The following is a 15,340-nucleotide window of genomic DNA, read 5'->3' as shown; positions in this document are numbered from 1 at the left end:
CCCATGTCGGATGAGAACAAAGAAAAGAAATTACGTTGGTACGTAATTCAAGCGTTTTCTGGTTTTGAAAAGCGCGTTGCTCAAACTATTATCGAGCATATTAAAATTGAAGGCTTAGAAGAAGACTTCGGTGAAGTACTAGTACCTACAGAAGAAGTTGTAGAGATGCGCGCTGGTCAAAAGCGTAAATCTGAGCGTAAGTTCTTCCCTGGCTATGTGCTTGTTCAGATGGTGATGAACGACGCAACTTGGCACTTGGTGAACAGTACACCTCGTGTTATGGGCTTTGTCGGTGGAACGTCTGATCGTCCTGCACCTATTAGTCAGCGTGAAGCTGATCGTATTCTTAACCGTCTACAAGAGAATGCTGAAGCGCCTAAGCCAGCAACTCTATTTGAGCCGGGTGAAGTGGTTCGCGTTATCGATGGTCCATTCGCAGATTTCAACGGTGTTGTTGAAGAAGTGGATTACGAAAAGAGTCGCTTAAAAGTGTCTGTACTTATATTTGGTCGTTCAACACCAGTTGATCTTGAGTTCGGTCAGGTCGAGCAAGATACTTAATTTGCAGTATTTTTGTACTATTGCAAAAAATAATTGAAAAAGGCCGCTGATTAAACTATAATCAGCGGCCTTTTTGTAGGTAGTGAAATACTACCGCAAAAAGTAAGAATTTTTTAATCGGGAAGCCGTTTGAGTACGCGTCCTCGCGCGCACAAGGCTAAGACCCATCTAACGAGGTTATTTAACATGGCTAAAAAAGTTGAAGCTCTAATCAAGCTACAAGTTGCTGCTGGTATGGCTAACCCTAGTCCTCCAGTAGGTCCTGCACTAGGTCAACACGGTGTGAACATCATGGAATTCTGTAAAGCGTTCAACGCACGTACAGAGTCTATCGAAAAAGGTGCACCGGTTCCTGTAATCATTTCTGTTTACAACGACCGTTCATTCACTTTCGACATGAAAACTCCGCCAGCTTCTTACCTTCTTAAGAAAGCTGCTGGTATCAAGTCTGGTTCTGGCCGTCCTAACACTGAAAAAGTTGGTACTGTAACACGTGCTCAACTAGAAGAGATTGTTGAGACTAAACGTCCAGATCTTACTGCTGCTGATATGGACGCAGCTGTACGCACGATCGCAGGTTCTGCACGTGCAATGGGCTTGAACGTAGAGGGGTAATTGAGAATGGCTAAATTAACTAAACGTATGCGTACTATCCGCGAGAAAGTGGAAGTAACTAAAGAGTACGAAATCAACGAAGCTGTTGCTCTTCTTAAAGAACTAGCTACTGCAAAGTTCGTTGAAAGTGTAGACGTTGCTGTAAACCTTGGCATCGATGCTCGTAAATCAGACCAAAACGTACGTGGTGCAACTGTACTACCTCACGGTACTGGTCGTGAAGTTCGCGTTGCAGTTTTCACTCAAGGTGCTAACGCTGACGCTGCTAAAGAAGCGGGTGCTGACTTAGTAGGTATGGAAGAGCTTGCTGAGCAAGTTAAGAAAGGCGAAATGAACTTTGACGTTGTTGTTGCTTCTCCAGATGCAATGCGCGTTGTTGGTCAGCTAGGTCAAATCCTAGGTCCACGTGGTCTTATGCCTAACCCTAAAACTGGTACTGTAACGCCTAACGTTGCAGAAGCAGTTAAAAACGCTAAAGCTGGTCAGGTTCGTTACCGTAACGACAAGAATGGTATCATCCACACTACAATCGGTAAGGTTGACTTTGACGCTAACCAGCTTCAAGAAAACCTTGAAGCACTTATCGTTGCTCTTAAGAAGGCTAAGCCTTCTCAAGCGAAAGGTACTTACTTGAAGAAAGTAAGCATCTCAACGACTATGGGCGCGGGTGTTGCTGTAGACCAAGCTACTCTAAACACGCAAGTAGCGTAATTTAGATTTTAGCGTTTACATGGCGTAAAAATTAGACTATAATTTTGCGCCATTTCGTTGAGAAGTGACTTCCAGCGAAGCAAAGAATTCGGGTTGAAGCGCATAATTTCGAACTGTTGTTTATCAAATTTGGTCTACAATAAAATCGATAAATTGCGTTTCCGTCCAAGACCGTAGGTGTAACTTTGTTACTTAATCTTCCTACGTAGACGGTGTGAATCCCAGCTAGATTTTCCTAATCTTCTGGTTCTCGCCGTAAAAAGCAGCTCAAAGTCATTTGGCTTTGAGTAAAGTAGAACTAGGGACATGTTCCCTATCAACCAGGAGTAACACCCATGGCTTTAAATCTTCAAGACAAAAAAGCAATTGTTGCTGAAGTCAACGAAGCTGCCAAAGGTGCTCTATCTGCAGTAGTTGCAGATTCTCGTGGTGTAACAGTAGATGCGATCACTGCGCTTCGTAAAGAAGCTCGTGAAGCTGGCGTATGGATGAAAGTTGTCCGTAACACGCTTGCTAAACGCGCTGTTGAAGGTACTGATTATGAGTGCCTTAACGAATCGCTAGTAGGCCCAAGCCTAATCGCTTTCTCTTCAGAGCACCCAGGTGCTGCTGCTCGTATCTTTGCTGATTTCGCAAAGAAAAACGAGTTGTTCGAACTGAAAGCGGCTGCATTTGAAGGCAATGTTGTTGACGTAGATATGCTTGCTAAGCTACCTACTTACGACGAAGCTGTTGCACGCTTAATGAGCGCTATGAAAGAAGCGTCAGCTGGTAAATTGGTTAAAACAATTGAAGCTGTACGTGTTCAGAAAGCTGAAGAAGCTGCTTAATCGCACCTTTTACACTTTCATCAATAAATTTTTTTGAACCTCATGGGTTCGTGATTAATTAGGAAACTTAAAATGTCTGTAACTAAAGACCAAATCCTTGACGCGATTGCTGAAATGTCAGTAATGGAAGTTGTTGAACTAGTTGAAGCAATGGAAGAAAAATTCGGCGTAACTGCAGCTGCTGCTGTTGTTGCTGCTGGTCCAGCTGAAGCTGCTGAAGAGAAGACTGAGTTCGACGTAATCCTAGCTGGCGCTGGCGGTAACAAAGTTGCTGCTATCAAAGCTGTACGTGGTGCAACTGGTCTTGGCCTTAAAGAAGCAAAAGCTCTTGTTGAGTCTGCTCCTGCGCCAATCAAAGAAGCTGTTTCTAAAGAAGAAGCTGAAGCACTTAAGAAAGATCTTGAAGAAGCTGGTGCTGAAGTTGAGATCAAGTAATCTAGCATACGCTAGGTTCGCTGCCTGAGAAATCAGGCAAGGGCTGGTGATTTTTTAATCACCGGCCCTTTTGCGCTCTAGAGCGAAAGTATTACTATTGCGCAATAAAAACCTGAATTCTTCAAGTTTTTCAATGGCTTAATCTTTTTGGGGACTGTCGAATTTGGGAAGACAATTTAGATGTTGTTATCATGGCTTAGATGCCAATGAATGCTGTTCTGCATGAACAGGTTGGGTCAAAGATCAGCAAGCTGAGGAACCCCATGGCTTACTCTTATTCTGAAAAGAAACGTATCCGTAAGGATTTTGGTAAACGTCCACAAGTTTTGGATATACCTTTCCTTTTGCAAACGCAGTTGGAATCGTTCAAAAAATTCATTACTCCGGACGCGGATGGCGATACTGGATTGGAAGCTGCATTCCGTTCTGTGTTTCCAATCAAAAGCTACTCGGGCAATTCTGAACTTCAATACGTGAGTTACCGTATCGGAGAACCAGTATTCGATGTAAAAGAATGTCAAATTCGCGGTGTGACTTATTCTGCTCCACTTCGCGTTAAATTACGTCTTGTGCTAATGGACAAAGAAGCGCCAGGCACAGTAAAAGACATTAAAGAGCAAGAAGTTTACATGGGCGAGATCCCGCTCATGACAGACACAGGTACTTTCGTTATCAACGGTACCGAGCGTGTTATCGTTTCTCAGCTACACCGTTCACCTGGTGTATTCTTTGATAACGACCGCGGTAAATCTCACTCTTCGGGTAAAGTGCTTTATAATGCACGTGTTATCCCTTACCGTGGTTCATGGTTAGACTTTGAATTCGATGTTAAAGATAACCTATTCGTTCGTATCGACCGTCGTCGTAAGCTACCAGCTTCAATCATTTTACGTGCACTTGAATTCACAACTGAAGAAATTCTTGAGTTGTTCTTCGAGACAACAGCGTTTGAAGTATTAAACGGTAAAGTGATGATGGAACTAGTACCAGCTCGCCTGCGTGGTGAGACTGCTGCATTTGATCTAAAAGATGCAGAGGGTGAAGTACTGGTTGAACAGGGCCGTCGTATCACAGCTCGTCATATCAAAAACATCGAGAAAAAAGGTATTACACAACTTGAAGTACCGCATGAGTACATCATTGGTCGTGTTATAGCTAAAAACTACATCGATGAGTCAACAGGTGAAATCATCGCTGAAGCGAACGCTGAATTGTCGCTTGAGTTGATGGCTGAGCTTGTGAAGGCTGGCCACACTAAGATTGATACTTTGTATATCAACGAAGTAGATAGCGGTGCGTACATGTCTGAGACAGTGCGTATTGATTCTTCTTCAAACCGCCTAGAAGCATTGGTAGAAATCTACCGTATGATGCGCCCAGGTGAGCCACCAACAAAAGAAGCTGCAGAAGCTTTATTTGACAACCTATTCTTCTCTGACGAGCGTTATGACCTATCAACTGTTGGTCGTATGAAGTTCAATAGCCGTGTTGGTTATGACTCAGACACAGGCCCAGGCACGCTGAGCAAAGAAGACATCGTTTCTGTTATGAAAGTACTAATCGACATTCGTAACGGTAAAGGTGAAGTGGATGATATCGACCACTTAGGTAATCGTCGTATTCGTTCTGTTGGTGAAATGGCTGAAAACCAATTCCGCGTTGGTCTAGTACGTGTTGAACGTGCTGTTCGTGAGCGTCTAAGTCTAGGTGATCTAGATAACGTGATGCCACAAGACCTGATCAATGCTAAGCCGATTTCGGCAGCTGTTAAAGAATTCTTTGGTTCTTCTCAGTTGTCACAGTTCATGGACCAAAACAACCCGCTTTCAGAAGTAACGCACAAGCGTCGTATTTCTGCATTAGGTCCGGGTGGTTTGACACGTGAACGTGCAGGCTTCGAAGTACGTGACGTACACGTAACGCACTACGGTCGTGTTTGTCCAATCGAAACGCCTGAAGGTCCAAACATCGGTCTAATCAACTCATTGTCAACGTATGCGCGCACCAACGACTATGGTTTCCTTGAAACACCATATCGTAAAGTGGTTGACGGCATCGTTACAGACGAAGTTGATTACCTATCTGCAATTGAAGAAGGTCAATTTGTAATCGCACAGGCGAATACAAACTTAACTGAAGAAAACCAATTTGCAGAAGAGCTAATTCCATGTCGTTATAAAGGTGAATCAACCTTTATGCCAAGCGACAGCATCCAATATATGGATGTATCGCCTCAACAGGTTATCTCTGTTGCTGCGGCACTTATCCCATTCCTAGAGCACGATGATGCGAACCGTGCATTAATGGGATCGAACATGCAACGTCAAGCAGTACCAACGCTACGTGCTGATAAGCCGTTAGTAGGTACCGGTATCGAGCGTACACTTGCAAAAGATTCAGGTGTAACAATCGTTGCTAAGCGTGGCGGTGTCGTTAAGTATGCTGATGCGAGCCGTATCGTTGTAAACGTTAATGAAGATGAGCGCGTTCCAGGTGAAGCGGGTATCGACATTTACAACCTAACTAAGTACACGCGCTCGAACCAAAACACGTGTATCAACCAAAAGCCAACTTGTATGGTTGGTGAGCCAGTAGTACGTGGTGACGTACTTGCCGATGGTCCTTCAACAGACTTAGGTGATTTGGCACTTGGTCAGAACTTACGTGTTGCGTTCATGCCTTGGAATGGTTACAACTTCGAGGATTCAATCCTACTTTCTGAGCGAGTTGTACAAGAAGATCGTCTAACTACGATCCATATCCAAGAGCTTCAGTGTATTGCGCGTGATACTAAGCTTGGTCCAGAAGAGATCACTGCTGATATCCCTAACGTCGGTGAGTCTGCACTTGGCAAACTAGATGAATCAGGTGTTGTATACATCGGTGCTGAAGTTAAAGGCGGCGACATCCTAGTAGGTAAAGTAACGCCTAAAGGTGAAACGCAACTTACACCTGAAGAAAAGCTACTACGTGCTATCTTCGGTGAGAAAGCATCTGACGTTAAAGACAGCTCTTTACGCGTACCTAACTCTGTATCTGGTACAGTTATTGACGTTCAAGTATTCACACGTGATGGTGTGGAGAAAGACAAGCGTGCACTAGAAGTTGAAGAGATGCAGCTTCGTGAAGCGAAAAAAGACTTCAACGAAGAATTTAAGATCCTTGAAGGCGGCATCTTAACGCGTGCACGTAAACTACTTGTTGAATCTGGTCAAAATGAAGATGCAATTGCGCTTCTAGGTGCAGAGAAACTATTGACTCAGAGCCTTGCAGACGAAGGACAACAGGCAGAACTTGAGCAACTTGCAGCTCAGTATGACGAGCTTAAAGCTGAATACGACAAAAAGTTTGAGAACAAGCGTCGTAAGATCACACAAGGTGATGATCTAGCGCCAGGTGTTCTTAAGATTGTTAAAGTTTACCTAGCTGTTAAACGTCGTATCCAACCAGGTGATAAGATGGCTGGTCGTCACGGTAACAAAGGTGTTATCTCGACAATCGTACCAGTAGAAGATATGCCTTACGACGAAAGAGGTCGCACGGTAGATATCGTTCTTAACCCACTAGGTGTACCGTCTCGTATGAACATCGGTCAGATCCTTGAAACGCATATGGGTCTGGCAGCACGTGGTATCGGTGAGCGCATCGAAGACATGATGAAAGAGCAAGCGGAGCTTCATGAGCTACGTGATTTCATCAAGAAAGCGTATGAGCTTGGTGACTGCCGTCAAGAAGTAGACATTGCTAGCTTCTCAGATGACGAAGTTCGTCGTCTAGCTAACAACCTTAAAGGTGGTCTACCAATCGCGACGCCAGCATTCGATGGTGCTAAAGAAAGCGAAATTAAAGAGCTACTAGAGCTGGGTGGTTACCCGTCAAGTGGTCAGGTTACGCTTTATGATGGTCGTACTGGTGATGCGTTTGAGCGTCAAGTAACTGTTGGTTACATGTACATGCTGAAACTAAACCACTTAGTAGACGACAAGATGCACGCGCGTTCAACGGGTTCTTACAGCCTAGTTACTCAGCAGCCGCTGGGTGGTAAAGCACAGTTCGGTGGACAGCGTTTCGGTGAGATGGAGGTATGGGCATTAGAAGCATACGGTGCTGCCTATACACTACAGGAAATGTTGACAGTTAAGTCGGATGACGTAAACGGTCGTACGAAGATGTATAAGAACATCGTAGACGGTAACCATAAGATGGAACCGGGTATGCCAGAGTCATTCAACGTATTGTTGAAAGAAATCCGCTCGCTAGGTATCAACATCGAGTTGGAAGAAAGTTAATCCGACCGGCAGCTCTTGAGAGCTGCCAACCCGGACTGTAACTGTAAAGAATGAAGGGGTGAGCACTGCTTGCCCTCAAGATTAACTCCGACAGGAGAGCTAAGGTGAAAGACTTACTTAAGTTTCTGAAGCAACAAAATAAGACCGAAGAATTCGATGCAATTCGCATTGGTCTTTCTTCGCCAGACATGGTTCGCTCATGGTCATATGGTGAAGTAAAGAAACCTGAGACAATCAACTACCGTACTTTCAAGCCTGAGCGTGACGGCTTATTCTGTGCCCGTATTTTCGGCCCAGTAAAAGATTACGAATGTTTGTGTGGTAAATACAAGCGATTAAAGCACCGTGGTGTTATTTGTGAGAAGTGTGGCGTTGAAGTTACACTAACTAAAGTGCGTCGTGACCGTATGGGTCACATTGAACTTGCGAGTCCAGTTGCGCATATTTGGTTCCTTAAATCACTTCCATCTCGTATCGGCTTAATGCTTGATATGACACTACGTGACATCGAGCGTGTACTGTACTTCGAATCTTTCGTAGTAACAGAGCCTGGTATGACGACGCTAGAGCGTGGTCAGCTATTAGGTGAAGAAGAGTACCTAGATGCACTAGAAGAGCATGGTGATGAATTCGAAGCGAAGATGGGTGCAGAAGCTGTACTTGATCTACTTCGCGAATTAGACCTTGGTCAATTAATTGCAGAAATGCGTGAAGAGTTACCAACGATTAACTCTGAGACTAAGCGTAAGAAGATTACTAAGCGTCTTAAGCTTATGGAATCATTCCACCAATCAGGTAACAATCCTGAGTGGATGATCATGAGCGTACTACCTGTACTACCACCAGATCTACGTCCACTAGTTCCACTAGATGGCGGTCGTTTTGCGACTTCAGATCTGAACGACTTATACCGTCGTGTTATCAACCGTAACAACCGTCTGAAGCGTCTACTAGACCTAGCTGCACCAGACATCATCGTACGTAACGAAAAGCGTATGTTACAAGAAGCGGTAGATGCACTACTTGATAATGGCCGTCGTGGTCGTGCGATCACGGGTTCTAACAAGCGTCCACTTAAGTCGCTTGCAGACATGATCAAAGGTAAGCAAGGTCGTTTCCGTCAGAACCTTCTTGGTAAGCGTGTTGACTACTCAGGCCGTTCTGTAATCACAGTTGGTCCAACGCTTAAACTTCACCAGTGTGGTCTTCCGAAGAAGATGGCACTAGAGCTATTCAAGCCATTCATCTACGGTAAGCTAGAGCGCCGTGGTATGGCAACTACCATCAAAGCTGCGAAGAAGATGGTAGAGCGTGAAGTACCAGAGGTTTGGGACGTACTTGATGAAGTGATCCGCGAACACCCAGTTCTATTGAACCGTGCTCCTACACTTCACAGGCTTGGTATCCAAGCATTTGAACCGGTACTTATCGAAGGTAAAGCGATTCACCTACACCCGTTGGTGTGTGCGGCATATAACGCTGACTTCGATGGTGACCAAATGGCGGTACACGTACCGTTAACATTAGAAGCACAGCTTGAAGCACGTGCACTAATGATGTCTACAAACAACATCCTTTCACCTGCAAGTGGTGAGCCTATCATCGTTCCTTCACAGGACGTTGTATTAGGTCTTTACTACATGACGCGTGACCGCATCAATGCAAAAGGTGAAGGTATTGCGTTTAAAGACCCGAAAGAAGCAGAAAAAGCGTACCGTACAGGCACTGCTGAGCTTCACGCACGCGTAAAGGTTCGTTTAACAGAAACTATTGTTGACGAAGAAACAGGCGAGCGTTCGGAGAAAACTCATATTGTTGATACAACAGTAGGTCGTGCGATCCTTTCATTGATCATGCCAAAAGGTCTACCGTTTGAGCTTATCAACAGAGCACTTGGTAAGAAGCAGATCTCTGGTCTTCTTAATGAGTGTTACCGTCGTCTAGGTCTAAAAGACACTGTCGTGTTTGCTGACCAAGTGATGTATACAGGTTTCCACTACGCGATGAAGTCAGGTGTGTCTATCGGTATTAACGATATGGTTATTCCACCTACTAAGACTGAAATCATCGAGCGCGCTGAAGCTGAGGTTGCTGAAATCAACCAACAGTTCCAGTCTGGTCTTGTAACTGCGGGTGAGAAGTACAACAAAGTTATCGATATCTGGTCACGTGTTAACGAAAACCTTTCACGTGAAATGATGGCAAACTTATCGAAAGACACAGTAGTGAATGCGCAGGGTGAAGAAGAGCAACAAGACTCTTTCAACTCAGTATTCATGATGGCCGACTCGGGCGCACGTGGTAGTGCAGCTCAGATACGTCAGCTAGCGGGTATGCGTGGTCTAATGGCACGTCCAGATGGTTCAATCATCGAGACGCCAATCACAGCTAACTTCCGTGAAGGTCTAAACGTACTTCAGTACTTCATCTCAACGCACGGTGCACGTAAAGGTCTTGCCGATACCGCACTTAAGACAGCGAACTCAGGTTACCTAACTCGTCGTCTAGTAGACGTTGCGCAAGATTTGGTTATCAACGAATCAGATTGTGGCACGTTAGAAGGCCTAGTAATGAAGCCGCTTATTGAAGGTGGTGACGTTGTAGAACCACTTCGCGAGCGTGTTCTAGGTCGTGTTGTTGCTGAAGACGTATGTAAGCCAGGTACTGACATCGTACTTGTTGAGCGTAACGTAATGCTTGACGAAAAACTGTGTGACCTTTTAGAAGAGCACTCAGTAGATGAAGTTAAAGTACGTTCTGTAATCACTTGTGAAAATGACTTTGGTGTTTGTGCATTCTGTTACGGTCGTGACCTTGCACGTGGCCACATCATCAACCCGGGTGAAGCAGTCGGTGTAATCGCTGCTCAGTCAATCGGTGAGCCAGGTACACAGCTTACGATGCGTACGTTCCACATCGGTGGTGCGGCATCAAGAGCATCTGCTGAAAACAGCGTACAAGTTAAAAACAACGGTAGCATGAAGCTACACAATGCCAAATATGTATTAAATACTGATGGTAAGATCGTTGTAACTTCACGTTCGACTGAAATCACGGTTATCGATGAGCAAGGTCGTGAGAAAGAGCGTTATAAAGTACCTTACGGTGCGGTTCTTTCTGTACAAGATGGTGCTGAAGTTAAAGGTAATGATATTGTTGCTACGTGGGACCCGCATAGTCACCCAATCGTTATCGAGCATCAGTCAAAAGTATCGTTCAGCGATATCGATGACTCAAACACAGAAGCACAGACAGATGAGCTTACTGGTCTAACGCGTGTTGTTGTTAAAGACTTAGCTAAGGTGAATGCAAAAGAGCCTAAGTTAATCATTGAAAACGAAGAGCGTGGCCTACAAGAAATTCGTCTACCTTCATTCACCACGATTGAAATCACAGACGGCGCAACGGTTCAGCCGGGTGACGTATTAGCACGTATCCCGCAAGAAGGTTCGAAGACTCGTGATATCACGGGTGGTCTACCTCGAGTTGCTGACCTGTTCGAAGCGCGTAAGCCGAAAGATCCTGCAATTCTTGCAGAGATCACAGGTACTGTGAGCTTCGGTAAAGAGACGAAAGGTAAGAAGCGTCTAGTAATCACGCCTGATCAAGGTGATGCTTACGAAGAAATGATTCCTAAGTGGCGTCAGCTGAACGTGTTCGAAGGTGAGCAGGTTGCTAAAGGTGAAGTTATCGCCGATGGTCCTGAGTCTCCACATGACATCCTACGTCTACGTGGCGTGACTGATGTATCAAACTACATCACGAACGAAGTTCAGGAAGTTTACCGTCTACAAGGTGTAAAGATTAACGATAAGCACATTGAGACGATTGTTCGTCAGATGCTGCGTAAGTGTATCATCCTTGATGGTGGTGACACTGAATTCTTAGCAGGTGAGCAAGCTGAAGTGGCACGCGTAAACATCGCAAACCGTGAGCTTGAGAAGCAAGGTAAGATCCCAGCTAAATTTGAAATTCAGCTAATGGGTATTACTAAAGCATCACTTGCAACTGAATCGTTTATCTCTGCGGCATCGTTCCAGGAGACAACGCGTGTTCTAACAGAAGCTGCTGTAAATGGTAAGAGCGATGAGCTACGTGGTCTTAAAGAAAACGTAATTGTTGGTCGCTTAATCCCAGCGGGTACTGGTTTCGCGTATCACCAAGATCGTATCAACCGTCGCAAAGAAAGCGAGCTACCGGTTGAAGAGCAGACAGTAAGTGCAGAAGAAGCGTCTCAAGCGCTGACAGATGCATTGAATGCTGATTTGCTTGGTGGTAACAAATAAGCCATGCTTAAATACTGATTTCAGTATCGTTAAAAAGCCGTCCTAGGGACGGCTTTTTTGATTTAAGGCGCATGCAATCCATACCATTCGTTTTAGTTAAGAGGCTAGCTGCAAAATATATTGCCATCTAACAATCTATTTCGTGTGATATATTCACTTCTCAACGTTGGTTGTCGAGTTGATGAAGCGTGACTTCTTATAGTTATTCAACGTCGTTTAGATTCAGCTTTGTGATACACCTCTGCGTTTGTACCCACCCCAGCACTTTATGCTCTCAAAACAACAAAATTAGCGAAAAATACCGCCGTGAAATGGATTTTTATTGACAGGTTAATCTTTGCTCATTAAAATTCGGCCACCCATTTACTCGTTCTATCAAAATGGCACGAATAATTGGGTCGATTTTATTTTTTCAGTAGTAATTTTAACTAATCAGGAGCTATTTAATGGCAACTATTAACCAGCTAGTACGTAAGCCACGTCGCAGCAAGGTTACAAAGAGCAACTCTGCTGCTCTTAAAGCTTGTCCACAAAAGCGTGGTGTATGTACTCGTGTATATACAACTACACCAAAGAAACCAAACTCTGCATTACGTAAAGTAGCGCGTGTTCGTCTTACGAACGGTTTCGAAGTAACTTCTTACATTGGCGGTGAAGGCCACAACCTTCAAGAGCACAGTGTAATCCTTATCCGTGGTGGTCGTGTTAAAGACTTACCAGGTGTGCGTTTCCACACTGTACGTGGTGCGCTTGACTGTGCGGGTGTTAACGATCGTAAACAAGGTCGTTCTAAGTACGGTGCAAAACGTCCTAAGGGCTAATGGTTCTCCGTTAGTAAGGCCAAGCACTTAAGTTTTAATATTGAATAATTTGTTTTGGGGATTCGTTGAAGAAACGAACCTGAAGATATCGGAGAGATAAAATGCCTAGAAGACGCGTAATAGGTCAACGTAAAATTCTTCCAGATCCGAAGTTCGGATCAGAACTTCTTGCTAAATTCGTTAACGTAGTAATGTTAGACGGCAAGAAATCTACTGCTGAAAAAATCGTATATGGTGCGCTAGACGTGGCTGCTGAAAAATCAGGCAAGTCGCACCTAGAAATCTTTGAAGCTGCACTTGAAAATGTACGCCCTGCGGTTGAGGTTAAATCTCGCCGTGTTGGTGGTTCTACATACCAAGTACCAGTTGAAGTACGTCCAGTTCGTCGCAACGCATTAGGTATGCGTTGGTTAGTTGACTCTGCACGTAAGCGTGGCGAGAAATCAATGGGTCTTCGTCTTGCACAAGAGATCATTGACGCTGCGGACAACAAAGGCACTGCGGTTAAGAAACGTGAAGACGTTCACCGTATGGCTGAAGCGAACAAAGCATTCGCTCACTACCGTTGGTAATCTGCCCAAGACCTTTAAGAGGATATTATGGCACGTACTACTCCAATTGAGCGCTACCGTAACATCGGTATTTGTGCTCACGTAGATGCAGGTAAAACCACCACGACAGAACGTGTACTTTACTACACGGGTCTTTCTCACAAAATTGGTGAGGTACATGATGGTGCTGCAACTATGGACTGGATGGAGCAGGAGCAGGAGCGTGGTATTACCATCACTTCTGCTGCGACAACGTGTTTCTGGAAAGGTATGGATGCTCAGTTCCCTGAGCATCGCATCAATATCATTGATACTCCAGGACACGTAGACTTTACTATCGAAGTAGAACGCTCTTTGCGTGTACTCGATGGTGCAGTTGTTGTTCTTTGTGCTTCATCAGGCGTACAACCACAAACAGAAACTGTTTGGCGTCAAGCCAATAAATACGAAGTTCCTCGTATGATCTTCGTCAACAAGATGGACCGTACAGGTGCGGACTTCTTGGCAGTTGTGGATCAGGTGAAAGAGCGCCTCGGTGCGACACCTGTGCCTATTCAGTTACCTATTGGTGCTGAAGACGAATTTAAAGGTGTTATTGATCTCATCAAAATGAAAGCTATTAACTGGAACGAAAGTGACCAGGGCATGACTTTTACTTATGAAGAGATCCCTGCAGAACTTCAGGATTTAGCTGAAGAGTGGCACTCTCACTTAGTTGAAAGTGCAGCTGAAGCGACTGAAGAACTAATGGACAAATATTTAGAAGAAGGTGAGTTGAGTGAAGAGGAGATTAAGTCTGCTATTCGTCAACTAACATTGAGCAACGAAATTGTGCCAATGTCATGTGGTAGTGCATTCAAAAATAAAGGTGTTCAAGCAGTGCTTGATGCAGTTATTGAATTCATGCCATCACCAACAGAGGTTAAAGAGATTCAGGGTATCCTAGAGGATGAATCTGAAGCTACTCGTCCAGCTAGTGACGACGCGCCATTTTCGGCGTTGGCGTTTAAAATTGCGACAGACCCATTTGTTGGTACATTGACTTTCTTCCGAGTTTATTCTGGTACGGTTGGTCAAGGTGACTCTGTTTATAACCCTGTAAAGGGTAAAAAAGAGCGTTTTGGTCGTATTGTTCAGATGCACTCAAATTCGCGCGAAGAAATTAAAGAAGTTCGCGCCGGTGATATTGCTGCTGCGATTGGACTTAAAGACGTTACCACTGGTGACACGCTTTGTTCTCAAGATTCAGTGATCACATTAGAGCGTATGGAATTCCCAGAGCCTGTGATCTCAGTAGCGGTAGAGCCGAAAACAGTCGCTGATCAGGAAAAAATGGGTGTTGCACTAGGTAAACTAGCAGCAGAAGATCCTTCTTTCCGTGTTGAGACTGACGATGAGTCAGGTCAAACGATCATCTCTGGTATGGGTGAGCTTCACCTAGATATCATTGTTGACCGTATGAAACGTGAATTCAACGTTGTTTGTAACGTTGGTAAGCCACAAGTAGCATACAGAGAAACCATTCGTGGCTCTGTAGAAGCTGAAGGTAAGTTTGTACGTCAATCTGGTGGTCGTGGTCAATATGGTCACGTATGGCTGAAATTGGAACCAATGGATTTTTCTGATGAAGACGCGCCAACTTACGAATTCGTGAATGAAATCGTAGGTGGTACGGTTCCTAAGGAATATATCCCAGCGGTTGATAAAGGTATTCAAGAGCAAATGAAACAGGGTGTGCTTGCGGGCTATCCTCTGTTAGGTGTGAAAGCAACGTTATTTGACGGCTCTTTCCACGATGTTGACTCGAATGAAATGGCCTTTAAGATCGCCGGTTCAATGGGCTTCAGAAATGGTGCTTTAGAAGCGCAACCAGTGCTTTTAGAACCTGTTATGAAAGTTGAAGTCACTACCCCTGAAGAAAACATGGGTGACGTAGTAGGCGACTTAAACCGTCGTCGCGGCATGATCGAAGGAATGGAAGACGCTTTTGGTGGTCTTAAGCTTGTCAATGCACAAGTTCCACTGTCTGAAATGTTTGGTTATGCAACCGATTTACGTTCTGCAACGCAAGGTCGTGCTTCGTACTCAATGGAATTCTCCAAGTACGCAGAAGCGGCGAAAAACGTTGCTGACGCAATAATTGCAGCTCGCGCTGTTAAGTAATTTTAGTTCGGTCCGGTCTTAGGACTGGACTTTAATTTCTTTATAGGAAATTTTAAAATGGCAAAAGAAAAGTTTGAA

The 15,340-nt window shown here is 44.6% G+C and carries 10 protein-coding genes; all 10 read left to right on the top strand.

The features are described 5' to 3' along the window. Positions 1 to 3 precede the first annotated feature (3 nt). The 10 genes from nusG (at position 4) to fusA (ending at position 15,262) form a co-directional block, all read left to right on the top strand. Positions 4 to 561 carry a transcription termination/antitermination protein NusG gene (gene nusG / locus N480_RS10185; RefSeq protein WP_023400588.1) on the top strand — a complete coding sequence of 186 codons (558 nt, stop codon included), beginning with the start codon at positions 4 to 6 and terminating at the stop codon, positions 559 to 561. Between the two features lie 186 nt (positions 562 to 747). Further along, on the top strand, positions 748 to 1,176 hold the full coding sequence (rplK, locus tag N480_RS10180) for a 50S ribosomal protein L11 (protein WP_010387320.1): 429 nt from the start codon (positions 748 to 750) through the stop codon (positions 1,174 to 1,176). 6 nt (positions 1,177 to 1,182) lie between these two features. After that, positions 1,183 to 1,887, top strand: a complete 705-nt coding sequence (rplA, locus tag N480_RS10175; RefSeq protein WP_063358452.1) for a 50S ribosomal protein L1 — start codon at positions 1,183 to 1,185, stop codon at positions 1,885 to 1,887. Between the two features lie 335 nt (positions 1,888 to 2,222). Then, positions 2,223 to 2,717 carry a 50S ribosomal protein L10 gene (rplJ, locus tag N480_RS10170; protein ID WP_023400586.1) on the top strand — a complete coding sequence of 165 codons (495 nt, stop codon included), beginning with the start codon at positions 2,223 to 2,225 and terminating at the stop codon, positions 2,715 to 2,717. A gap of 72 nt (positions 2,718 to 2,789) precedes the next feature. Beyond that, positions 2,790 to 3,152, top strand: coding sequence for a 50S ribosomal protein L7/L12 (gene rplL, locus N480_RS10165; protein WP_023400585.1), 363 nt, complete (start codon positions 2,790 to 2,792; stop codon positions 3,150 to 3,152). Between the two features lie 263 nt (positions 3,153 to 3,415). Further along, positions 3,416 to 7,441: a DNA-directed RNA polymerase subunit beta gene (gene rpoB, locus N480_RS10160; protein ID WP_063372397.1), complete on the top strand. Its 4,026-nt coding sequence runs from the start codon at positions 3,416 to 3,418 to the stop codon at positions 7,439 to 7,441. A 104-nt stretch (positions 7,442 to 7,545) separates the two neighbouring features. Continuing rightward, a complete protein-coding gene (gene rpoC / locus N480_RS10155) occupies positions 7,546 to 11,727 on the top strand; it encodes a DNA-directed RNA polymerase subunit beta' (protein WP_063358451.1) in 4,182 nt (1,393 codons plus the stop codon). A gap of 446 nt (positions 11,728 to 12,173) precedes the next feature. Then, positions 12,174 to 12,548: a 30S ribosomal protein S12 gene (gene rpsL / locus N480_RS10150; RefSeq protein WP_010387308.1), complete on the top strand. Its 375-nt coding sequence runs from the start codon at positions 12,174 to 12,176 to the stop codon at positions 12,546 to 12,548. A 101-nt stretch (positions 12,549 to 12,649) separates the two neighbouring features. Beyond that, on the top strand, positions 12,650 to 13,120 hold the full coding sequence (rpsG, locus tag N480_RS10145; protein ID WP_063372396.1) for a 30S ribosomal protein S7: 471 nt from the start codon (positions 12,650 to 12,652) through the stop codon (positions 13,118 to 13,120). Between the two features lie 27 nt (positions 13,121 to 13,147). Next, positions 13,148 to 15,262 (top strand): elongation factor G, encoded by a 2,115-nt coding sequence (fusA, locus tag N480_RS10140; RefSeq protein WP_063372395.1) that lies wholly within the window; start codon positions 13,148 to 13,150, stop codon positions 15,260 to 15,262. The last annotated feature ends 78 nt before the right edge of the window (positions 15,263 to 15,340 follow it).

It is taken from the genome of Pseudoalteromonas luteoviolacea S2607, from assembly GCF_001625575.1.
Classification (GTDB): Bacteria; Pseudomonadota; Gammaproteobacteria; order Enterobacterales; family Alteromonadaceae; genus Pseudoalteromonas; species Pseudoalteromonas luteoviolacea_E.
This window is presented reverse-complemented; position numbering and strand designations above follow the sequence as displayed.

Excerpts from the sequence above, each read along its gene's own strand:
- nusG (WP_023400588.1), top strand. The coding sequence starts at position 4 with ATGTCGGATGAGAACAAAGAAAAGAAATTACGTTGGTACGTAATTCAA.
- rplK (WP_010387320.1), top strand. The coding sequence starts at position 748 with ATGGCTAAAAAAGTTGAAGCTCTAATCAAGCTACAAGTTGCTGCTGGT.
- rplA (WP_063358452.1), top strand. The coding sequence starts at position 1,183 with ATGGCTAAATTAACTAAACGTATGCGTACTATCCGCGAGAAAGTGGAA.
- rplJ (WP_023400586.1), top strand. The coding sequence starts at position 2,223 with ATGGCTTTAAATCTTCAAGACAAAAAAGCAATTGTTGCTGAAGTCAAC.
- rplL (WP_023400585.1), top strand. The coding sequence starts at position 2,790 with ATGTCTGTAACTAAAGACCAAATCCTTGACGCGATTGCTGAAATGTCA.
- rpoB (WP_063372397.1), top strand. The coding sequence starts at position 3,416 with ATGGCTTACTCTTATTCTGAAAAGAAACGTATCCGTAAGGATTTTGGT.
- rpsL (WP_010387308.1), top strand. The coding sequence starts at position 12,174 with ATGGCAACTATTAACCAGCTAGTACGTAAGCCACGTCGCAGCAAGGTT.
- rpsG (WP_063372396.1), top strand. The coding sequence starts at position 12,650 with ATGCCTAGAAGACGCGTAATAGGTCAACGTAAAATTCTTCCAGATCCG.
- fusA (WP_063372395.1), top strand. The coding sequence starts at position 13,148 with ATGGCACGTACTACTCCAATTGAGCGCTACCGTAACATCGGTATTTGT.